Source organism: Streptomyces sp. NBC_00299 (assembly GCF_036173045.1).
Classification (GTDB): Bacteria; Actinomycetota; Actinomycetes; order Streptomycetales; family Streptomycetaceae; genus Streptomyces; species Streptomyces machairae.
Genome location: NZ_CP108039.1, coordinates 3,137,480 through 3,158,087, shown reverse-complemented (window position 1 = coordinate 3,158,087; position 20,608 = coordinate 3,137,480). Strand labels below are relative to the sequence as shown.

The window sequence follows — 20,608 nt, the reverse complement described above, 5'->3', positions numbered from 1 at the left end:
GACGGCCGATGTGCCGGCCCCCGCCCCGCCGCGACCCTGATGCCATGTCCGTCATCGAAGTCACCGATCTGCGCAAGTCCTACGGCGGCCGAACCGTCGTCGACGGTGTCTCGTTCGCCGTCGACGAGGGCGAGATCTTCGGCATCCTCGGCCCGAACGGCGCCGGCAAGACCACCACCGTCGAGTGCGTCGAGGGCCTGCGCGTCCCCGACGCGGGCCGCGTCCGGGTCACCGGCCTCGACCCCGTCGCCGACCACGACCGCGTCACGCAGGTCCTCGGCGCCCAGCTCCAGGAGGGCCGCCTCCAGGAGAAACTCACCGTGCGCGAGGCGCTCCAGCTGTATGCGGCCTTCTACCCGAACCCCGCCGACTGGCGCCCGCTCGCCGAGCGTCTGGGCCTGACCGACCGGCTCGGCGCCCGCTTCGGCAAGCTGTCCGGCGGCCAGAAACAACGGCTGTTCATCGCGCTGGCCCTCATCGGCAACCCTCGGATCGTGGTCCTCGACGAGCTGACCACCGGCCTCGACCCGCGGGCCCGCCGGGACACCTGGCAGCTCATCGAGGAGGTGCGGGACAGCGGGGTGACCGTCCTGCTGGTCACCCACTTCATGGAGGAGGCGCAGCGGCTCTGCGACCGGATCGCCGTGATCGACAAGGGGCGGATCGCAGCCCTGGACACCCCGGCCGGGCTGATCCGCCGCTCCGCGGGCGCCACGGTGATCACGTTCACGCCGTCCGCGCCGCTGGACGAACAGGAGCTGAGCGCCCTGCCCGCGCTGGCCTCCGTCGCGTACAAGGACGGCCGGGTCACCCTGGCCGGCAGCGACGACACGGTCAACGCCGTGATCACCCTGCTCGCCCGCCACCGCATCACCGCCCACCAGCTGCGCGTCAGCGACGCCACGCTGGACGACGCTTTCCTGGACCTGACGGAGACGGAGTTGACGAAGACGAACCTGACGGAGACGGACCCGACGAAGACGGACGACCTCACGGAGACCACGCCATGAACACCGCCGTACTGCGCACCGAGGCCCGCCTGCTCGCCCGCGAACCGGGCAGCCTCTTCTGGATCCTCGTCTTCCCGCCCGCGCTGCTGGCCGTCCTGGGCGCCGTCCCCGCCTTCCGCGAGCCCCAGGAAGGGCTCGACGGCCTGCGCATCGTCGACACGTACGTCCCCGTGACCGTGCTGGTCGGCATGATCGTCGCCGGTGTGCAGTCGATGCCGGCGGGCCTCACCGGCTACCGGGAGCACGGCATCCTGCGCCGCATGTCCACGACCCCGGTCCGGCCGTCGGCGCTGCTGTCCGCACAGATGCTGGTCCACGCCCTGGCCGCCGTCCTCTCGGCGCTGCTGGCGCTCACGGTCGGGCGGCTCGCCTACGACGTACGACTGCCCGGACAGCCGTACGGCTATCTGCTCGCCCTCGTGCTGGCGGTCCTCGCCGCGCTGGCGCTGGGGTCCGTGATCTCGGCGGTGTCCCGGACCGTGAAGATCGCGGGTGCCGTCGGCACGGCGGTGTTCTTCCCGATGCTGTTCTGCGCGGGGGTGTGGCTGCCGGTGCAGGCGATGCCCGACGTCATGGCCGACGTGGTGGGGCTGACGCCGTTCGGCGCCGCCGCGCAGGCCCTCAACCAGGCCACGGCGGGGGACTGGCCCGGCTGGGGCCACCTCGGCGTCATGGCCGCCTGGACGGCCTTGCTGTCGCTGGCGGCCGCGCGCTGGTTCCGCTGGGAGTAGGGGCCGGACGTGCAGACTGGTGGGATGACCGCGGTGGACACCGACATCGAGCGGCGCTGGGAGCTGATCCGCAGCAAGGGGCCGTACGGGCTGCTCGCGTTCGCCACGCTGCTGTCGGTCGCCACCGCCGAGCTGACGCCGGGCACGGCGGAACGGATCGCGGTCGCGGGACTGGTCGCCGCGGGGTTCGCACTCCAGCTGTGGTGGGTCCGCGCGAGCCGCACCCGTCCGGGCCCGTCCACCGCCGGCGGCGTGTACTACACCGTGCGCTGGGCCCTCGGCTTCGCGCTCACCTGGCTGAATCCGTTCTTCGCCTTCTACGCGGTCACCGGCTACTTCGACTCCGAGGAGCTGTTGCGCGGGCGGCGCCTGCCGTGGATCGGCCCATTCGTCTGCTCCATCGCCGTCTCGGGCGCCCAGGCCGGGGGACTGCCGTTCAAGGAGCCCGTGCAGTGGGTGGTGTTCGGCGCGCTCCTGGTGGTCAACAACGTCATCCTGACCGTGGTCGGCCACCTCACCTCGCAGCAGGAGGAACGCTCCCGCGCCCGCGCCGAGACCATCGCCGAACTCGAACGCACCAACACGGCACTCCAGCAGGCGCTGGACGAGAACGCCGCCCTCCACGCCCAACTCCTCGTCCAGGCCCGCGAGGCCGGCGTCGCCGACGAGCGCCGGCGGCTCGCCGCCGAGATCCACGACACCATCGCCCAGGGCCTGACCGGCATCATCGCCCAGCTCCAGGTCGTCGCGAACGCCCCCGACCTGCCCACCGCCCGCACCCACCTCTACCGCGCGTCCGCCCTCGCCCGCCACAGCCTCGGCGAGGCCCGCCGCTCGGTGCACAACCTCGCCCCCGTCGCCCTGGAGAACGACGGACTGCCCGAGGCCCTGAAGAGCACGGTCGCCGAATGGGCCGAACGGACCGGCGTACGCGCCGAGTTCACGGTCACCGGCACCGCGGAGCAACTCCACGACGAACTCTCGGCGACGCTGCTGAGGATCGCCCAGGAGGCCCTCTCCAACACCTCCCGGCACGCCCGCGCGACCCGGGTGGGTGTCACCCTGTCCTTCCTCGGCGACGAGGTGATCCTCGACATCCGCGACGACGGCCGGGGCTTCGATCCGCTTGCTCTGCCCGAGCGCAGCCACGCCGGCGGCTTCGGCCTCGCCGGCATGCGCGCCCGCGCCGAACGCATGGCCGGTTCCCTCACCGTCGAGTCCGAGCCGGGGCACGGCACTGCCGTGTCGGCTCGCGTACCGTTGGTGCGCCATGAGTAGTGACGAGGCGTCCATCTCCCTGCTGATCGTCGACGACCATCCCGTCGTACGGGACGGCCTGCGCGGCATGTTCGAGTCCGCGCCCGGCTTCCACGTCCTCGGCGAGGCCGCCGACGGGCTGGAAGCGGTCGAGAAGGCCGCCGCCCTCGACCCCGACGTGATCCTGATGGACCTGCGCATGCCGGGCGGCGGCGGGGTCGACGCGATCGCCGAGCTGACCCGGCGTGGCGCCCGCGCGAAGGTCCTCGTACTGACGACGTACGACACGGACACCGACACCCTCCCGGCGATCGAGGCGGGCGCCACCGGCTACCTCCTCAAGGACGCCCCGCGCGACGACCTGTTCACAGCCGTACGCGCGGCCGCCGAGGGCCGCACCGTCCTCTCCCCGGCCGTGGCCTCCCGCCTCGTCTCCGCGGTCCGCGCCCCGAAGGCCGCCGGCAACGAGCCGCTCTCAGCCCGCGAGCGCGAGGTACTGGCCCTCGTCGCCAAGGGCACGTCCAACCGCGAGATCGCCCGCGAACTCTTCATCAGCGAGGCGACCGTGAAGACCCACCTCACCCACCTCTACGCCAAGCTGGGCGTCAAGGACCGGGCGGCGGCGGTGGCCACGGCGTACCAGCGGGGGATTCTGGGCTAGCCCGGATAGGGCAGGAGACCGGAGGCGATCCGCTCCCAGGACGTCTTCAGCTCCGCCAGCAGTTCCGGCTTGTCGGGTGCCAGGTCGGCCTGCTCCCGCTGGTCGGCGCCGAGGTCGTAGAGGTGGTCGGTGCCCTTCTCGTCCCGGTAGTACTTCCAGTCGCCGCGCCGCAGGGCCCGGTTGGCCCGCACCCGCCAGAACAGGTCCCGCTCCGGCAGTTCCGCGCCGCGCAGCAGGTAGCCCGCGAGGCTGGTGCCGTCCAGCGGATACGCCGGGTCGGGCCGCGCCCCGCCCAGCTCCAGCAGGGTCGCCGTCCAGTCGGGGGAGAAGACCGGCTCGTCGCTGACCTGCCGGCCGTCGATGCGGGCGGGCCAGCGCAGGATCGACGGCACGCGGATGCCGCCCTCCAGCAGCACGAACTTCTCCCCGCTGAGCGGCCAGTTGTAGGAGTAGCGCTCGCCCCCGTTGTCGCTGGCGAACAGCACGACGGTGTTCTGTTCCTGTCCCGACCGGCGCAGGGCGTCGAGCACCTCGCCGACGGCCGCGTCGAGGCTCTCCACCATCTGCGCGTACTTCTCGACCGAGCCGCCGTCGTAGTGGTTCAGCGCCCGGCTGACCTCCGCCTGGCTCTTCGCGGCCCGGATCTTCGCCTCGATCTCGGCACCGGTCTCCTCGTCCCCCTCCGCGAGCCAGGGCCAGTGCGGGGTGGTGAAGTTGAGATTGAGCAGCCACGGCGTGTCGTCGTGGTCCCGGCTCACGTACTCGACGGCCCGCTCGGTCAGCACGGTCGTGTAGTACCGCAGGTCCTTGTACTCGGCGTCGCCCTCGTACAGGTCGTACGTGCCCAGCTGGCCGAGCTTGGAGAAGTACTCCAGGACGCCCCCGAAGTTCCCGAAGAACTCGTCCCAGCCGGACTTGGTGGGGCTGTAGTCGGGCAGCCAGCCGCAGTGCCACTTGCCGATCAGCGCGGTGGCGTAGCCGGCCTTCTTCAGCAGCGAGGCCAGGGTGGGGTGGTTGGGGTCCAGCCCCTGCGCCCTGTTGGCGATCGGCTCGGCGAGCCCGCCCGGCGTACGGCCCGGATAGCGCCCGGTGTACAGGCTGAACCGGGTCGGCGAGCAGGTCGCGGAGCCGGAGTACGCGTTCGTGAACCGCACCCCCTGCCGGGCCAGCCGGTCCAGGTTCGGGGTCCTGATGTGCGGGGCGCCGTACGAGGACAGGTCGGCCCAGCCGAGGTCGTCGCCGAGGATGACCAGGATGTTGGGGCGCCTGCCGGACGCGCCGGGGCGGCGGGCCTTGAACGGGCGCTCGGCGGGGGCGGCTTCGACGGGCTCGGCGGCAGCTGCGGGGGTGGCCGTGGCGGCGACGGCGGTCACGGCGCCGCCGCCGACGAGACCACCGAAGGCACGGCGGGAAATCTCGGGCATGCCTCTCAGTCGATCAGCGGGCCGAGCCCCGTGACCAGGAAACCGGCGCGTAGTTCACGCGACTGCAACGCCACCTCAGCAAACCGCCACCTCAGCAAACCGCGCGCAGTCAGTCGAGCACCCGCAGCAGCAGCACGGCCCGCGCCGGCACCGTGATCGCCACCCCCGCCCGGTGCTCCACCCCCGGCGCCTCCCCCTGCTCCTCCCTTGACGTGTCGACGACCACCTCGTACCGCTCCGCCCACGGCGGCCCCGGCAGGACGAAGGTCACCGGACGGTCGCCGGCGTGCAGGACGGCCAGGAAGCTGTCGTCGAGGATCGGCGCCCCCCGCTCGTCGCGGCCCGGGATGTCCCGGCCGGAGAGGTACATGCCCAGCGTGGCGGCGGGGGCGTACCAGTCCCGTTCCGTCATCTCCGAGCCGCGCAGGGTGAACCAGGCCAGGTCCCGCAGGCCGTCGGCCGAATGGGCCCGCCCCGAGAAGAAGGCGCGGCGGCGCAGCACGGGATGCCGGTGGCGGAGCTCGATCAGCCGGGCCGTCAGGTCGAACAGGGCCTTCCAGCCCGGGTCCTCCAGCAGACCCCAGTCCAGCCAGCTGATCTCGTTGTCCTGGCAGTAGGCGTTGTTGTTGCCCCGCTGCGTGCGCCCCAGCTCGTCGCCGGCGACCAGCATCGGCACGCCCGTCGACAGCAGCAGGGTCGTCAGCAGGTTCCGCAACTGCCGGCGCCGCAGCGCCCGCACGCGCTCGTCGTCCGTCTCGCCCTCGGCCCCGCAGTTCCAGGACCGGTTGTCGTTCGAGCCGTCCCGGTTGCCCTCGCCGTTCGCCTCGTTGTGCTTGCGCTCGTAGGACACCATGTCCCGCAGCGTGAATCCGTCGTGCGCCGTCACGAAGTTGACCGAGGCGTACGGCCGCCGTCCGCCCCACGCGTACAGGTCGCTCGACCCCGACAGCCGGTACCCCAGGTCCCGTACGTCCGGCAGCGCGCCCCGCCAGAAGTCCCGCACGGCATTGCGGTAGCGGTCGTTCCACTCCGTCCACAGGGGTGGGAACGCGCCCACCTGGTAGCCGCCCGAACCCACGTCCCACGGCTCGGCGATCAGCTTCACCCGCCGCAGCACCGGATCCTGCGCGATCACGGCGAGAAACGGCGAGAGCATGTCGACGTCGTGCATGGAGCGGGCCAGCGCCGCCGCCAGGTCGAAACGGAAGCCGTCCACGCCCATCTCGGTCACCCAGTAGCGCAGCGAGTCGGTGATGAGGCGGAGCACGTGCGGCTGCACGACGTGCAGCGTGTTGCCGCAGCCCGTGTAGTCGGCGTACCTGCGCGCGTCCGACTGCAACCGGTAGTACCCCCGGTTGTCGATGCCCTTCAGCGACAGCATCGGGCCCAGCTCGCCCGCCTCCGCGGTGTGGTTGTAGACCACGTCGAGGATGACCTCGATCCCGGCCGCGTGCAGCGCATGCACCATCGCCTTGAACTCGCCGACCTGCTGACCGGTCGTACCGGAGGCGGCATAGCCCGCGTGCGGGGCGAAGTAGCCGATGGAGTTGTAGCCCCAGTAGTTGCGCAGACCCTTGCGCAGCAGATGGTCCTCGTGCGCGAACTGGTGCACCGGCAGCAGCTCCACCGCCGTCACCCCCAGCTTCACCAGGTGCTCGATCGCCGCCGGATGCGCGAGCCCGGCGTACGTGCCCCGCAGCTCCTGCGGTATCCCCGGATGCATCTCGGTGAAGCCCCGTACATGCACCTCGTAGATCACCGAGTCCGCCCACGGCGTCTTCGGCCGTCGGTCGTCCATCCACTCGTCGTCGGGGGCGTCGTCGTGGACGACCACGCCCTTCGGGACGTACGGCGCCGAGTCCCGGTCGTCGCGCACGGTGTCGGCGACATGCTGCTGGGGCCAGTCGCGGACATGCCCGTACACCTCGGGCGGCAGACTGAAGTCGCCGTCCACCGCCCGGGCGTACGGGTCGAGAAGCAGCTTCGCCGGGTTCCAGCGGCCCCCGGTCCACGGGTCCCAGCGGCCGTGCACCCGGTAGCCGTAGCGCTGGCCCGGCATGATCCCCGGCACGAAGCCGTGCCAGATCTCGTGCGTCAGCTCGGTGAGCCGGGCCCGGGTCTCCTTGCCCTGCGCGTCGAACAGACACAGCTCGACGGCCTCCGCGCCCCCCGCCCACAGCGCGAAGTTGGTGCCCGCCACCCCGTCCGGGCCGACCCGGAAGCGAGCGCCGAGCGGCATCGGCGCGCCCGGCCACACCGGCACGGCAGGGGTCTTGCGCTGCGCCCCGTTCACGACGGCGGCCGGGCGCCCCTCCTCAGCGGCGACCGCCCCGGCCACCGCCTCCTGCTCGGCTGCGCTCGACACCTGTCGGCCTCCCACGGCTCATGGACCACACGCACACACACGCATACACACGCACAGGGAAGAGAGCCCACAGTGTCCCGGTCCGCGGCTCCCCATCGCGTCGTCCTCCCCACTGTTCTGCCCACCGCCGGGCTCGCACTCACGTTTCCCCAGGGCCACCCCGGTCGTTGGGGTCTTCGTGAGGCACGTACAAGGGCGCGCGCGGCGCGCGAGGGCCGTGTTGGCCGCCGTACTGACATGGGCAGGACTGCTGGCAGGTGCTGCCGGCTGCACTTCGGACGGCGGTGGCACGGACCGGACGCTGGGCAAACCCCGGGCACCCGAGGACGTCATCCGGGTCACGCCCGACGACGAGTCCAAGGGCGCCCGCCCCGACGACCCGCTGCTGGTCCGCGTGCTCAGCGGACGCCTGGAGTCGGTGAAGGTCGTCAAGTCCCAGGACGCCCAGGACACCCCGGTGCCCGGGCACATCTCCGCGGACGGCCGGCGCTGGGAGCCCGAGGACCCCGCGCTCGCGCTGGCCGCCAAGTACACGATCGACGCGGTGGCCGTCGACGGCCACGGACGCCGCAGCGCACGGCACACGACCTTCACCACGTACGTCCCCGAGGAGCGGTTCATCGGGTACGTCGCCCCGGAGAACCGCTCCACCGTCGGCACCGGAATGATCGTCTCCCTGGACTTCAACCGCGAGATCGAGAACCGCGCCGCCGTCGAACGTGCCATCCAGGTCACCGCCGAACCCGACGTGGAGATCCGCCCGCACTGGTTCGGCCCGGGCCGCCTCGACTTCCGCCCCGAGCACTACTGGAAGCCCGGCACCCAGGTCACCGTCGCGCTGCGGCTGCGGGACGTCGAAGGGGCGCCCGGAGTGTACGGGCAGCAGTACAAGACGTTCTCCTTCACCGTCGGCCGCCACCAGGTCTCCGTCGTCGACGCGGCCAAGCACACCATGGAGGTCCGGCGCGACGGCGAGCTCCTGACGACCGTGCCGATCACGGCCGGCGCTCCGAAGAACACCACCTACAACGGCAAGATGGTGGTCACCGAGATGCTGGAACTGACCCGGATGAACGGCGCCACGGTCGGCTTCAAGAAGGCCGACGGCAAGGGCGAGTACGACATCCCGGACGTCCCGCACGCCATGCGCCTGACCAACTCCGGCACCTTCCTGCACGGCAACTACTGGGCGGACGCCTCCATCTTCGGACGGAGCAATGTCAGCCACGGATGCGTGGGGCTCAGGGACGTCAAGGGCGGCGGTTCGGAGACGCCGGCGGGCTGGTTCTTCGACCGCAGCCTGGTCGGGGACGTCGTCGAGGTCGTCCACAGCAACGACAAAAAGGTCGCTCCCGACAATGGCCTCGGAGGATGGAATATGGGCTGGAAGGAGTGGAAGACGGGGAGTGCGGTGAAGTAACAGGACAGGGGGGTGGGTTGGCCGCCCGGCCGACCGTCCGTCGATGTTGGAACGGAACGGTGACAAACGCGCGGCGTCGGCGCCCTGGCCTTGTGGTTAATATGCGCCGATGCGCGTGGCAAATGCGCGGGCGCGCGGGCCTGACCAGGCCCGGGGGAGGGGAGAAAGACTTGAACGTGCGGCCGATATCGGGGGCGTCGGTTGACGCGCGCGGGAGGCGTGGGCGCAAGGGGCTGACGGCGATGGCCGGAGTGCTGCTGCTCGCCGTCACCGCGTGCGGCGGGGGCGGCGGATCGGACTCCGGGGCCGGTGACGGCAAGGGCGGCGACTCCTCCACCGCGGAGGCCAAGAAGTCCAGCGCCGTCGTGACCATAGCCCCGGGGGACGGCGCCAAGTCCGTCGAGACCAGCGGGGCGCTGAAGGTGACCGCGGCCAAGGGCAGGCTGACGGATGTCGAGGTCAAGGACACCAAGGGCAACGCGATAGCCGGGAAGATATCCGGCGACGGCGCCACCTGGACGCCGTCCACGCACCTCGCCGCCGCCACCACGTACACGGTGCACGCGGTCGCCAAGGACTCCGACGGCCTGAAGGCCGCCAAGGAGGCCGACTTCACCACCCTGACACCGAAGAACACCTTCCTCGGCCGGTTCACCCCCGAGGACGGCTCCAAGGTCGGTGTCGGAATGCCGTTCTCGATCCGCTTCGACCGGGGCATCACCAGCCCCGAGGACGTCGAGAGGGCCATCACCATCAAGACCGAGCCGGCCGTCGAGGTCGAGGGCCACTGGTTCGGCAACGACCGCCTCGACTTCCGGCCCGAGAAGTACTGGAAGGCCGGCACGAAGGTCACGGTCGACCTCAACCTCGACGGCGTCGAGGGCCGCGACGGCGTCTACGGCGAGCAGGACAAGAAGGTCACCTTCACCATCGGCCGCAACCAGGTCTCGGTCGTCGACGCCAAGGCCAAGAAGATGAAGGTCATGCAGGACGGCAAGGTCGTGAAGACCATCCCCGTCACCACCGGCGCGCCCGGGTACGAGACCTGGAACGGTCAGATGGTCATGACCGAGAAGTTCGTCCAGACCCGCATGAACGGCGACACGGTCGGCTACGAGGGCGAGTACGACATCAAGGACGTGCCGCACGCCATCCGCCTGACCGATTCCGGCACCTTCATCCACGGCAACTACTGGGCCGGCGGCGCCTTCGGCAACACCAACGCCAGCCACGGCTGCGTCGGCCTGCGCGACGTCAAGGGCGCGTGGAGCAAGGACACCCCGGCGGCGTGGTTCTACAACCACTCGATGATCGGCGACGTAGTGGTCGTGAAGAACTCCGCGGACGGGACGGTGGCCCCGGAGAACGGCCTCAACGGCTGGAACATGTCGTGGGAGAAGTGGAAGGCGTAGCGCCATGTGATGGCCTACGGCCACGACGCTGACGTACGGCCCCGGTGCACGACCTCGCTGCGAGGTACGGCACCGGGGCCGACCGCGTTGGTCCCCGTGCTGTGTCTGCCTGGGGGCAACCCCCGGAACCCGGCCGTGTGTGACTGACCGCACTCCAGCCCTTGCCGTTGGTCCCCGTGCTGTGTCTGCCTGGGGGACACCCCCCAGACCCCCGGCCGAGTGTGATCGACCGCACCTGAGCAGTGGCCGTTAGTCCCCGTTAACCTGCTGGCATGACCGTGAATCTCGAAGTCGCCGAAGGCGTCGGCACCCTGCGTCTCGACCGCCCGCCGATGAACGCGCTGGACGTCGCCACCCAGGACCGGCTCAAGGAACTCGCCGAGGAGGCGGGCCGTCGTGATGACGTACGGGCCGTGGTGATCTACGGCGGGGAGAAGGTGTTCGCGGCGGGCGCGGACATCAAGGAGATGCAGGCCATGGACCATGCGGCGATGGTCCTGCGCGCCCGGGCCCTGCAGGAGTCGTTCACGGCGGTGGCCCGGATCCCGAAGCCGGTGGTCGCGGCGGTGACGGGCTACGCACTCGGCGGTGGCTGCGAGTTGGCGCTGTGCGCCGACTTCCGGATCGCCGGGGACAACGCCAAGCTGGGCCAGCCGGAGATCCTGCTCGGCCTGATCCCGGGCGCGGGCGGCACCCAGCGGCTGGCCCGGCTGATCGGCCCGTCGAAGGCGAAGGACCTGATCTTCACGGGCCGTATGGTGAAGGCTGACGAGGCCCGGGAGTTGGGCCTCGTGGACCGCGTGGTGGCGCCGGACCAGGTCTACGCCGAGGCGCACGCCTGGGCGGCGAAGCTGGCTCAGGGGCCGGCGATCGCGCTGCGTGCCGCGAAGGAGTCGATCGACACGGGCCTGGAGACGGACATCGAGACGGGCCTCGCGGTCGAACGGGGCTGGTTCGCGGGCCTGTTCGCCACGGAGGACCGGGAGCGGGGTATGCGGAGCTTCGTGGAGGAGGGGCCGGGCAAGGCCAAGTTCCTCTGACCGTCGGGAAATCCGGGACTGAAACTCCGCCGAACCACTTGCAATTGACAGGACGTCTGATCCGGGTCCCTCGATGGGGCGGTTTATGGCAGCCTTAAGGCAGCCTTAAGCGTGCCTTGTCGAGGGAGCCTGTCGATTGCCGCCAACCGACCCTTCGTCGCAGGTCGGCTGGGCTGTGGACGGCTCCGAACTGCCCCCGTCATATGCCAACCGGGTCCTGCGGAATGACCGCTTCCGGGGGATGTATTCCTCCGGAACGGCCCCCGAGGGCCCCGCGGGCGGCCATGATGGGGGCATGGCGGGGCTGGAGGGTATCGAACAGCCGCGGGGACACGGCCGTGCGACTGCGGCGCGCTGGTCGCCGGCGGTCGAGGACGAAACTGCTGCGAAGGCGCTTGAGCTGTTCGGCAATCCCACGGAGGCGGAGGTTCCGCTCCCCTCCCGCCCGGAGTCGGCCGCCACGGCGCGACGACTTACGCAGGTGGTGGTCCTGCGTCAGTGGGGCCTGACCCCGAAGATGACGGAGGACGCCGTCCTGCTCGTCTCGGAACTGGTCGGCAACGCCGTCCGCCACACCGGCGCCCGCGTCTTCGGTCTCCGCATGCGCCGCCGCCGTGGCTGGATCCGCATCGAGGTCCGCGACCCGTCCCGGGGGCTGCCCTGTCTGATGCCGGTCCAGGAGATGGACATCAGCGGCCGGGGCCTGTTCCTGGTCGACAAACTCTCCGACCGCTGGGGCGTGGACCTGCTGCCGCGCGGCAAGACGACGTGGTTCGAGATGCGAGTGGCGGACCGCTGACAGCTGCCTCCGGCGGTTCAGCCCGGTACGGCGGCGCGGCCCCCTGCCCGTCCGGCGTTCGATGCGGAATCAACTGGTCGACGGCGACCCGCGTAACCCCGTCATTGGGTAAATAACACGTTTTCCCACCCAATGCTCATTAAATAGTCGCAGTCGCCGCCCTCCCAGCCCCCCCGGAAGACCTGCCGATGAACCTGACCCACCGCACCCTCCTCGCCGGCATCAGCCTCCTAGCCCTCGCCGCCTGCGGCACAGAGCCCCCCAAGGACAAGAGCCGCCCCTCCACGGACCCCCGCCACGGCACCCAGGCCGCCATCCCCGCCCCGGCGAAGAAGGACACCGTCCAGGGACTGCCCGGCATGCCCCCCGTACTCGACCCCAAGGACGTGTACGCCGCCGACCGCCCCAACAAGCTCTCCCCCGTCGTCAAGGACTTCCCGTCCCGCGTCTACGTCCCGAACACCGAGTCCGACACCGTCTCCGTCATCGACCCGAAGACGTACGAGATCGTCGAGACCATCCCCGTGGGCCGCCAGCCCCAGCACGTCGTCCCGTCCTGGGACCTGAAGACCCTCTGGGTCAACAACAACCGCGGCCACACCCTCACCCCCATCGACCCGAAGACCGGCAAGGCGGGCAAGGAGGTCGAGGTCCACGACCCCTACAACCTCTACTTCACGCCCAACGGCAAGTACGCCATCGTCATGGCCTCCCTCGACCGTGAACTCGTCTTCCGCGACCCGCACACCATGAAGCGGCTCAGGACCGAGCCGGTCACCTGTTACGGCGTCAACCACGCCGACTTCTCCCTGGACGGGAGGTACTTCATCGTGTCCTGTGAGTTCAGCGGTGAGCTGCTGAAGGTCGACACCGAGAAGATGAAGGTCGTCGGACAGCAGAAACTGCCCTTCGACGGGGCCATGCCGCAGGACGTCAAGGTCTCACCGGACGGCAAGCGGTTCTACATCGCCGACATGATGGCCCACGGCATGTGGGTCCTGGACGGCGACAAGTTCACCGAACCCACCCTCCTGCCCACCGGCAAGGGCTGCCACGGCCTCTACGTCAGCCGCGACTCCCGCGAGATGTACGTGTCCAACCGCGGCGAGGGCACCGTCTCCGTCTTCGACTTCACCAAGAACGAGATCACCAAGAAGTGGCACCTCCCCGACGGCGGCAGCCCCGACATGGGCGGCGTCTCCGCGGACGGCAAGGTGCTGTGGCTGTCGGGGCGTTACGACTCCGAGGTGTACGCCATCGACACCCGCACCGGCGAACAGCTCGCCCGCGTCTCCGTCGGCAGCGGCCCGCACGGCCTCGCCGTCTACCCGCAGCCGGGCCGCTACTCCCTCGGCCACACGGGCATCTTCCGCTGACGGAAAGCCAGTTGACGGGCGTTCAGCGGACACGCCGCCGTACGGGTGACGATCCAAGGCCCGCTGTCACGGGCCCGGGATCGTGCTTCCCATGATCTCAACTAGCCTGCGGCGGCGGGCCGCTGCCGCCGTCCTGTCCCTCTCGGCCGTCCTCGCCACGACCGCCGCCACGGCTCCCGAGTCCCCCGCACCGGCTCGCGTGGCCGCCGTCAGGGTCGCCGCCCCTGCCCCGGCCGCCGCCTGTCCCGTCCAGTACGACGACCCGATCAAGGCCGCCGCCGACCGCCGCGTCGACGTCGACCGGATCACCCCCGAACCGGCCTGGCGCACCGGCTGCGGCACGCTCTACCGGGCCGACGGCCGCGGCCCGGTCATCGTCTTCGAGGAGGGCTTCCGGCCCAGGGACGTCGTCGACGGCCAGTACGACCTGGAGCAGTACGTCCTCGTCAACCAGGCCTCCCCGTACGTCTCCACGACCTACGACCACGACCTCTACAAGAAGTGGTGGAAGTCGGGCTGGAACTACTACATCGACGCCCCCGGCGGCATCGACGTCAACAAGACCATCGGCGACACCCACAAATGGGCCGACCAGGTGGAGGTCGCCTTCCCCGGCGGCATCGACCGGAAGTACGTCATCGGCGCCTGCCCGGTGGACAAGACCACCAAGGTCGAGATCATGAGCGACTGCCGGAGCAACCCGCACTTCGAGGCCTGGCACTGACGCCTACCAGGCGTGCAGCAACAGCTCCGCGCCGACCGGCCGGTAGCCGGCCGCCTGGAACGCCCGCACACTGCGGGCGTTCCCCGGCGCGACCTGCGCCCACAGCGGCTCCGTGACGACATGCCGGGCCGCGCTCACCAGCAGCCGCCCCAGCCCCCGGTGCCGTACGCCCTCGTCCACCTCGACCGAGACCTCCAGGCGGCCCGCGACCCCGCGCCCCGTCACCAGCACGCCGCCCTCCACCGTCCACGCGCGTACGTCGTCCCGCCGGCGTCGGGCGTAGACGATCCGAGGGTGCTCGGCGTCCTCGATCTCCTTCAGCGCGAGCGGCGGCTCACCCGGCAGCGGGGAGCCGACCAGGACCGCGTCGATGGTCTCCGACACACGCCCCGTCCGCTCCATGAGCGCCGCCAGGAAGCGCGGGTTCATCGGCGCCGCCAGCGCGTCGCAGCCGACGTCGCGCAGTGCGGCGTACACCCAGTCCGGATCCTCGTCCGTGAACACGACGGAATGCGCCGTGAAGGCCAGGACGCCCGCGTTCCGGGCCGAGGGCTGGGGCACGACCGTCGTACGGCCGTCCTCGGGCGGGAAGACACCTCGTGCCACCGCCTCCAGAATCTCCTGCAAGGTCTCCGCCACGGCCGCCCCGTCCTGCCCCTTGACCTGCCCGCATCGGCGCACGCACGGAGTTCGCCTGGTGGTCGCCGCGCTGGAGGCGCCGGCGGGCGGTTAATCTGACCTGCGGCAGCATGCCAGCACAACACGACAGACGCGAGCAAAACGCGAGTGAAGGGGCGGACCGGTGGCGCACATCGACATCGAGGAAGCACGCAAGCAGTTCGAGCGCATCGATGCGGACGGGGACGGCACCATCACCGCCGCCGAGTTCAAGTCCGCCCTCGCTCAGGGCGGCGACTGGAACGTGACCGAGGCGGTCGCCGAGGCGATCATCAAGAGCCGCGACCTCAACGGCGACAAGCTGCTGTCGTTCGACGAGTTCTGGTCCCACCTGAACAAGTGACGTGAGGGAGGGGTGCCGACCGCCTGCACGGCGGACGGCACCCCTTCGTCACGTCCGGCGCCGGAACGGCCGTCAGGCGTTCTCGGCCCACTCGCGCAGAGCCGCCTTGCTCGCGAAGTTCGCCACGTTCTTGTCCAGCGGGTTGTCCGTGTACTGGTGGAAGCGCCACTTGGCCTGGATGCGGGGCTTGCCCGCGGTCACGTAGTCGGCGATCCAGAGGCCGTCGCCGGCGTAGGACGTGGTGTCCACATTGAGCCAGTAATTGCGGTTACAGTACAAGACGACCGGATTGTTCGGCCGCTTCTCCTTCACCTTCCGGATGAACAGGTCCTTCTCCGCATTGCTCGCATGCGTCCCCTCGCTCGTCGTCTCCCAGTCGACGGCGAGGATGTCGCCCGCCTTCTCGGGGGCCTTGCTGACGAAGTAGTCGGCCTGGGCGGAGAGGTTGCCGGGCCAGAGGAAGTGATAGAAGCCGACGACCAGGCCGGCGTCGCGGGCGCGTTTGGTCTGGGCGGTGAGTTTGGGGTTGATGTAGGAGCGGCCCTCCGTCGCTTTGATGAAGACGAAGGAAAGGCCGTCCGTGTCGTAGGACGAGGACTGGTACGCGCTTACATCGATGCCGCGGAGCATGGGGGGAGGCTCCTTCAAGTGTCAGTGTCAGTGGGGGGATGGGAGTTGGAATTGGTGTATGCCCCTCCTTCGTGGGGGCAGAACATCGCTATTCGTGCCGCCAGCGCCGTGACCGTGCCGAGGAGGTCCGCGGGGGGTTGGGCCAGGTCCACGGTGTGGGTCGTGACCGTGATCCCGGCCCGGCGGATGGTGTGGTGGGTGGGGGCACTCGGGGAGCCCTGGGATGCGGCCGCGTACACCAGGTGGCCCTGGTGGAGGCCGAGTGCCGTGCAGTAGGCGAGCAGTTGGAACATGTGCTCGGTGCGGGGCGTGGCGTCGAGGTGGGTGTACTTCGCGTCCACGACCGAGACCGGGTGGCCGGAGCGGTACAGCACCAGGTCCGGCCGGAAGCGCACCTGCCCGGCCTCGTCGAGGCGGTGGTAACCCTCCTGGGCGGCGCATCGGATGCCCCGGGGGGACAGGGCCGCGCGCAGTGTGTCCTCCAGGAAGCGCTCGAAGACCTTCGGCAGGTCGAGGAGGAAGCCCTCCATCGTTACGGTCGCCTCGCCGTCCGGGCGTACGGAACGTGCCGACAGCAGCAGCTCCGCCAGGCGCAGTGCGTGTCGGTAGCGGGAGTTGAGGCGGGTCGGGGTCCAGCGCGGCAGGGGTGCGCCGGGGGGCAGTGGCTGGACGCCGCTGAGGTGGTCGGCGAGGTGGCGCAGGGTGAGGGTGGTGCGGACGGGGACGCCCGGGAGTCGGGCGGCGAGGTGCAGGGCGGCGAGCAGGATGCGGTTCTCGGCGATGTCCGGGGTGTGGTCGTCGTAGCGGACCGCGACGGGGAGCGGCATGCCCACGCGGCGCAGTTGGTCGGCGGTGCGGATCCGGCCGCGCAGCAGGGGCAGTTCCTCCTCGACCGTGCGGTAGCCGTGCAGCACCCCGGCGTCCAGGGTGCGGCGTGCGGTGCGGGCGAGCAGTTCCGCGAGGGCCGGCAGCAGATCGTTCGAGGCGGCGGCCGTGACGTCGTCCGGGTGCCAGGGGTCGGTGGGGGAGTAGGTGAGCAGGAACAGCAGGTCGTGGACGGCCAGTTTGGGGCGCAGGTGGAGCCGGATCGCCTCGCCGGCCGGGGTGCGCAGCCGGACGAGGCCGACCTTCTGGTTGCCGGTCAGTCGCCATCGGCCGCCCGCCGCCGGGGTCAGCCGCAGCAGCCCCGGCACCCGGAGGAGGCCGGCGACCTGGTCGGCGGTCAGGTCCCGGACGGTGCCGGGGCCGGTCTCCCGTACCTCCAGGCTCAGGTGGGTCACGAGTCGAGCGCCGTGCGCAGGGAGTCGAGGCCGTACTCCTTCTCCACGTCGACTCCCGTGCCGTACAGCTGGTCCTCCAGCAGGGGCAGGATCTGGGTGCGCCAGACGAGGTCCAGCACCTCGGGCCGCTCCACGCCCCGTCTCATCAGGTACGACGGTCCGATGGCGCGGTCGGCGTCGCCCAGTCGCGCGTTGAGTTCGTCCAGCAGCCGGGCGGGGGTGCCGGGGAGGCCGCGGTCGCGCAGCCAGCGGTCCAGGAGGCCGTGGACCGGGGGCTGTTCGGGGGAGAGCCGGCGGAAGGCGAAGCGGCGCCGCATGGCCGCGTCGACGAGTGCGATCGAGCGGTCGGCGGTGTTCATCGTGCCGATCAGGAAGAGGTTGCCCGGCAGGTGGAAGGGGTCGTGCGGGCTGTACTGGGTGGTGACCGGCTCCTCGCGGTACTCCAGCAGGAAGTACAGCTCGCCGAAGACCTTGGCCAGGTTGGCCCGGTTGATCTCGTCGATGATCAGGATGTACGGGTTCGCCGGGTCCTTGGCGGCACGCTCGGCGAGCAGCCTGAACGGCCCCGGCAGGACGTCGAACACCACCGAGCCGTCCTCGCCCCGCACGGGCCGGAACCCCTCGAAGAAGTCCTCGTAGGTGTAGGAGGGGTGGAACTGCACGAGTTCCACCCGGTCGGGGCCGGCCAGGTGCCGGGCGAGGGCGCGGGCGAGGTAGGTCTTGCCGGTGCCGGGCGGGCCGTGCAGGACGAGCTGGCCCTGGTCGTGGAGCTGTTCGGCCGTCTCCCGCAGCCAGTCGAGCGGCATCAGCAGCCGTGTCGCGAGTTCCTCGGTGACGGGGGGCAGTTCGAGCGGCTTGGTGACGTCGACGTCGACGAGTTCCTCGGCCACGACGTCCTCCAGACCCGCGCGTTCCGCCAACTCGGCGGCCACGCTGCTGATGTCGTACACCGTCGGCGGCAGCGGGAGGCGCGCCTGCACCGTCCCGGGCAGCTCCGCGCGGTTGAGGGGCCGCCCGGCGGTCGCCCAACTCACGCGTCGGCGGCGGGCGTTGTCGAGGCCGTCCGAGGGGTCGTACGTAGCCGGGCCCTGGACCGTACCGACGTGGACCTCGTCGGGGGTGACGGTGACCACGAGGTCGCCGGGCTGCATGACGGTGAGGAAGACGTGCAGCTGGTACGCGGCCTGGCCGCGCATCTGGGTGCTGGCCTCCGGCATGGCGTCGGCGACCGCCCGCTGGACCTCCTGCTTGGTGGAGCCGGCGGGGATCTCGGGTACCTCGCGCCAGGAGACCGAGCAGTAGCCGTGCTCGATCCAGGCCGGGATGAAGTTGCGTCCGTCGACGTTGTAGCCGCGCACCAGCCAGCCGCGCTGCTCGTGCTCGACGGTTCCTGCGCGCCATCGGCGTACCCACGGCTCGTCGTAGAAGTCGACGTGTTCGCCGGTCTGTTCCTCCAGTGTCCTGCGCAGTTCCAGCAGGTCGCGGTCGTCGTCGCCGGAGGGCTGCGGGAGTTCGTCCGCGAACGCCTTGACGATCTCCTGCTTGTGGTAGGCGCTGGCGATCGGCTGGAAGGTTGCCGGGAAGAGCGTGTACAGCAGGACGTGGATCTGGGCGCGGCCCTTCTTGTGTCCCACCGACCGCTGCACGTCGAGGCACTCGTCCCGCAGGGCCCACGGGTCGTTCAGCAGTGCCTCCCGCTCCGGCAGGGGCCTCGCGGCGATCCGCTCCACCAGCAGGACCAGGATCTGGAACTGCGCCCACCGGTAGTTCAGAAAGCCCTGTCCGCCGTGCAGGAAGCCTGTCAGCGAGGTCTCCAGATCGACATCGATCGCCGTCGCATCCAGGTCGGCCCAGGACAGGACCTCGTCGAGGATCTGGAGCTTCTTCCTGATTCCGATCTGCTCGGGCACCAGCGGGGCCATGTTCACGAACAGCAGCTCGGCCGCGAGGGCGATCGTCGCGGCGGGCGCGCCGTCGAGCTGGCGCCGCAGCTTGACGAGGAACGTGTCCGACGACGAGTCCGGCTGGTCCACGAAGCGGGCCCGCAAGTCGGAGGCGGTCGCCGCGGTCCACGACTCCAGGTCCCGCGCGATGGCCGACCGCCCGCTCAGCAGCCCGCCCCGGAAGATCTGCTGTACCGCCGCCACAACCCCGGCGGCGCTCTCCGGCCGTCCCGCCATGCCGCTCACCCCCTCGTGCTCGAAGTGCCCAGCCTAGAAGGGCTTTTGGGCGGGCGTCCCGGGATCGGTCGACTCACCGTCCGCTCACATTGCCCCCACCTCGCCACCAAAGCATCCACGCCACAAACCCGAGTTTGCGCCAACTCCTCCCTGGTAGGCCGATTATCGGCCTCCGGGGCTGGCGGTCGTTCGTGCGCCGGGTTTGACCTCAAGGTCGTTCTCAAAGGCGCAGACAGGGGGCGCACGCTCTGCGATGTGCGCTCCCTGAGCGTGGTGCGACCGGGATGTCGAGGACAGGGTGATCTACCTGGCATTCCTCAAGTACCGGTCAGTACCCCCGGTGTGGCGCAATCCACTCGACCCGGAACATCGCTCTGCCAGCATCTACACCCATCGAAAATCCAGGCGTCCGGAATGCGGCGGGGGACCGGCCATGGGACTGCTCGGCAATGAGCTGGCATTCGCTTCTGCACTGACTGCCCAGGAGCGCGAGAGCGTCATGGCCCTCGGCAGCCGGAAGCGTTTCCAGGCCGACGCCCACCTCCTCACGGAGGGCGACCGGTCCAGTCATGTCGTGATCATCATGCGGGGGTGGGTGACGGTGTCCGTGGTGACGGACCGTGGGGCCACTCGGCTGATACTCGGCCTGCGCGGCCCGGGTGAACTCCTCGGGGAGATGGCCGCGTTGGACCCCCATCCCCGCAGCGCCACCGTGCGCGCGCTGGGCCCCATAGAGGCCCAGGTCATATCCGGGGATGCGTTTCGTCGTTTTCTCGCCCTGCATCCCAGGGTCAGCGGCCTGGTGATACGTCAGCTCACCTTCCGCCTCCGCAGCGCCGACCAGGAGCGGTCCGCGCTCGCCTCGCTCACCGTGCTCCAGCGCCTGGCCAGCCGGCTCATCGAACTCTCGGGAGCCGAACCCGCCGGCCCGTACACGCCCTCCGGAGCGGGTCCTTCGAGTGACCCGTCCGCCTCCGGCCCCGTCGTCCACCTCGCCCAGGACGAGCTGGCCGCCACGATAGGCGCCACCCGGGAAGCCGTCGCCAAGGCCCTGCGCCTCCTGCGCACGCAGCACATCGTCCGTACCGGCAACCGCATGGTCGAGATCCTCGACCCCGCGCTGCTGGCCCTTCTCGCGGACGGCCATCAGGAGTAAACCCGCGCCCCGCCGTGTGTAAACGGCTACAGACGCCACTCCTCCCCGGCCCGACGCTGAAGGGACGGAGCGTTTCTCCGGCAGGACGGACCACGCCTTCGCCGGGACGAACCACCTCCCCG

General features: G+C 70.5%; 18 protein-coding genes. 12 read left to right on the top strand and 6 right to left on the bottom strand.

Translation table 11 applies throughout. From position 1 onward, the window contains the following. The first annotated feature begins 44 nt into the window (after positions 1 to 44). From OHT51_RS13725 to OHT51_RS13710, 4 genes are read left to right on the top strand one after another with little or no spacing between them, the layout of a single operon-like run. Complete coding sequence (locus OHT51_RS13725; RefSeq protein WP_328879215.1) at positions 45 to 1,010, top strand: ABC transporter ATP-binding protein; 966 nt, start codon at positions 45 to 47, stop codon at positions 1,008 to 1,010. After that, positions 1,007 to 1,741, top strand: a complete 735-nt coding sequence (locus tag OHT51_RS13720; protein ID WP_328879214.1) for an ABC transporter permease — start codon at positions 1,007 to 1,009, stop codon at positions 1,739 to 1,741. Before OHT51_RS13725 ends, OHT51_RS13720 begins: the two co-directional genes overlap by 4 nt. A gap of 24 nt (positions 1,742 to 1,765) precedes the next feature. Beyond that, complete coding sequence (locus tag OHT51_RS13715) at positions 1,766 to 3,019, top strand: sensor histidine kinase (protein WP_328879213.1); 1,254 nt, start codon at positions 1,766 to 1,768, stop codon at positions 3,017 to 3,019. Continuing rightward, entirely contained in the window at positions 3,012 to 3,659 is a 648-nt protein-coding gene (locus OHT51_RS13710) for a response regulator transcription factor (protein ID WP_328879212.1), read from the top strand. The genes OHT51_RS13715 and OHT51_RS13710 overlap by 8 nt, the downstream gene beginning before the upstream one ends. Here OHT51_RS13710 and OHT51_RS13705 read toward each other — a convergent pair. Both OHT51_RS13705 and glgX read right to left on the bottom strand, forming a co-directional pair. Further along, positions 3,656 to 5,083, bottom strand: coding sequence for a sulfatase family protein (locus OHT51_RS13705; protein ID WP_328879211.1), 1,428 nt, complete (start codon positions 5,081 to 5,083; stop codon positions 3,656 to 3,658). The genes OHT51_RS13710 and OHT51_RS13705 overlap by 4 nt on opposite strands. 109 nt (positions 5,084 to 5,192) lie before the next feature. After that, the gene (gene glgX / locus OHT51_RS13700; protein WP_328879210.1) at positions 5,193 to 7,448 is read right to left on the bottom strand and encodes a glycogen debranching protein GlgX; all 2,256 of its coding nucleotides are present in this window, start codon (positions 7,446 to 7,448) and stop codon (positions 5,193 to 5,195) included. A gap of 178 nt (positions 7,449 to 7,626) precedes the next feature. On the opposite strand from glgX, the gene OHT51_RS13695 reads away from it, so the two are divergent. The 6 genes from OHT51_RS13695 (at position 7,627) to OHT51_RS13670 (ending at position 14,219) form a co-directional block, all read left to right on the top strand. Next, positions 7,627 to 8,868, top strand: a complete 1,242-nt coding sequence (locus OHT51_RS13695) for a L,D-transpeptidase (RefSeq protein ID WP_328879209.1) — start codon at positions 7,627 to 7,629, stop codon at positions 8,866 to 8,868. A gap of 170 nt (positions 8,869 to 9,038) precedes the next feature. Further along, positions 9,039 to 10,280: a L,D-transpeptidase gene (locus tag OHT51_RS13690; protein ID WP_328879208.1), complete on the top strand. Its 1,242-nt coding sequence runs from the start codon at positions 9,039 to 9,041 to the stop codon at positions 10,278 to 10,280. 272 nt (positions 10,281 to 10,552) lie between these two features. Further along, positions 10,553 to 11,320 (top strand): enoyl-CoA hydratase/isomerase family protein, encoded by a 768-nt coding sequence (locus OHT51_RS13685; RefSeq protein WP_328879207.1) that lies wholly within the window; start codon positions 10,553 to 10,555, stop codon positions 11,318 to 11,320. Positions 11,321 to 11,615: 295 nt separating this feature from the next. Next, complete coding sequence (locus OHT51_RS13680) at positions 11,616 to 12,119, top strand: ATP-binding protein (RefSeq protein WP_328879206.1); 504 nt, start codon at positions 11,616 to 11,618, stop codon at positions 12,117 to 12,119. Between the two features lie 188 nt (positions 12,120 to 12,307). Further along, on the top strand, positions 12,308 to 13,495 hold the full coding sequence (locus OHT51_RS13675; protein ID WP_328879205.1) for a YncE family protein: 1,188 nt from the start codon (positions 12,308 to 12,310) through the stop codon (positions 13,493 to 13,495). Between the two features lie 91 nt (positions 13,496 to 13,586). Beyond that, positions 13,587 to 14,219: an ADP-ribosyltransferase gene (locus OHT51_RS13670; RefSeq protein WP_328879204.1), complete on the top strand. Its 633-nt coding sequence runs from the start codon at positions 13,587 to 13,589 to the stop codon at positions 14,217 to 14,219. 3 nt (positions 14,220 to 14,222) lie between these two features. Here OHT51_RS13670 and OHT51_RS13665 read toward each other — a convergent pair whose 3' ends face one another. Then, entirely contained in the window at positions 14,223 to 14,858 is a 636-nt protein-coding gene (locus tag OHT51_RS13665; RefSeq protein ID WP_328879203.1) for a GNAT family N-acetyltransferase, read from the bottom strand. A 163-nt stretch (positions 14,859 to 15,021) separates the two neighbouring features. On the opposite strand from OHT51_RS13665, the gene OHT51_RS13660 reads away from it, so the two are divergent. Continuing rightward, positions 15,022 to 15,240, top strand: a complete 219-nt coding sequence (locus tag OHT51_RS13660) for an EF-hand domain-containing protein (protein ID WP_328879202.1) — start codon at positions 15,022 to 15,024, stop codon at positions 15,238 to 15,240. 72 nt (positions 15,241 to 15,312) lie between these two features. On the opposite strand, the gene OHT51_RS13655 is transcribed toward OHT51_RS13660, so the two are convergent. The 3 genes from OHT51_RS13655 to OHT51_RS13645 are packed head-to-tail and all read right to left on the bottom strand — an operon-like array spanning position 15,313 to position 19,330. Continuing rightward, positions 15,313 to 15,870, bottom strand: coding sequence for a glycoside hydrolase family 25 protein (locus OHT51_RS13655; RefSeq protein WP_328423224.1), 558 nt, complete (start codon positions 15,868 to 15,870; stop codon positions 15,313 to 15,315). A 14-nt stretch (positions 15,871 to 15,884) separates the two neighbouring features. Beyond that, positions 15,885 to 17,150, bottom strand: a complete 1,266-nt coding sequence (locus OHT51_RS13650) for an McrC family protein (RefSeq protein ID WP_328879201.1) — start codon at positions 17,148 to 17,150, stop codon at positions 15,885 to 15,887. Beyond that, positions 17,147 to 19,330: an AAA family ATPase gene (locus OHT51_RS13645; RefSeq protein WP_328879200.1), complete on the bottom strand. Its 2,184-nt coding sequence runs from the start codon at positions 19,328 to 19,330 to the stop codon at positions 17,147 to 17,149. Before OHT51_RS13645 ends, OHT51_RS13650 begins: the two co-directional genes overlap by 4 nt. A gap of 433 nt (positions 19,331 to 19,763) precedes the next feature. On the opposite strand from OHT51_RS13645, the gene OHT51_RS13640 reads away from it, so the two are divergent. Continuing rightward, entirely contained in the window at positions 19,764 to 20,486 is a 723-nt protein-coding gene (locus OHT51_RS13640) for a Crp/Fnr family transcriptional regulator (protein ID WP_328879199.1), read from the top strand. Positions 20,487 to 20,608 lie beyond the last annotated feature (122 nt).

Excerpts from the sequence above, each read along its gene's own strand:
- OHT51_RS13725 (WP_328879215.1), top strand. The coding sequence starts at position 45 with ATGTCCGTCATCGAAGTCACCGATCTGCGCAAGTCCTACGGCGGCCGA.
- OHT51_RS13720 (WP_328879214.1), top strand. The coding sequence starts at position 1,007 with ATGAACACCGCCGTACTGCGCACCGAGGCCCGCCTGCTCGCCCGCGAA.
- OHT51_RS13715 (WP_328879213.1), top strand. The coding sequence starts at position 1,766 with ATGACCGCGGTGGACACCGACATCGAGCGGCGCTGGGAGCTGATCCGC.
- OHT51_RS13710 (WP_328879212.1), top strand. The coding sequence starts at position 3,012 with ATGAGTAGTGACGAGGCGTCCATCTCCCTGCTGATCGTCGACGACCAT.
- OHT51_RS13705 (WP_328879211.1), bottom strand. The coding sequence starts at position 5,083 with ATGCCCGAGATTTCCCGCCGTGCCTTCGGTGGTCTCGTCGGCGGCGGC.
- OHT51_RS13685 (WP_328879207.1), top strand. The coding sequence starts at position 10,553 with ATGACCGTGAATCTCGAAGTCGCCGAAGGCGTCGGCACCCTGCGTCTC.
- OHT51_RS13680 (WP_328879206.1), top strand. The coding sequence starts at position 11,616 with ATGGCGGGGCTGGAGGGTATCGAACAGCCGCGGGGACACGGCCGTGCG.
- OHT51_RS13675 (WP_328879205.1), top strand. The coding sequence starts at position 12,308 with ATGAACCTGACCCACCGCACCCTCCTCGCCGGCATCAGCCTCCTAGCC.
- OHT51_RS13670 (WP_328879204.1), top strand. The coding sequence starts at position 13,587 with ATGATCTCAACTAGCCTGCGGCGGCGGGCCGCTGCCGCCGTCCTGTCC.
- OHT51_RS13655 (WP_328423224.1), bottom strand. The coding sequence starts at position 15,870 with ATGCTCCGCGGCATCGATGTAAGCGCGTACCAGTCCTCGTCCTACGAC.
- OHT51_RS13645 (WP_328879200.1), bottom strand. The coding sequence starts at position 19,330 with ATGGCGGGACGGCCGGAGAGCGCCGCCGGGGTTGTGGCGGCGGTACAG.
- OHT51_RS13640 (WP_328879199.1), top strand. The coding sequence starts at position 19,764 with ATGGGACTGCTCGGCAATGAGCTGGCATTCGCTTCTGCACTGACTGCC.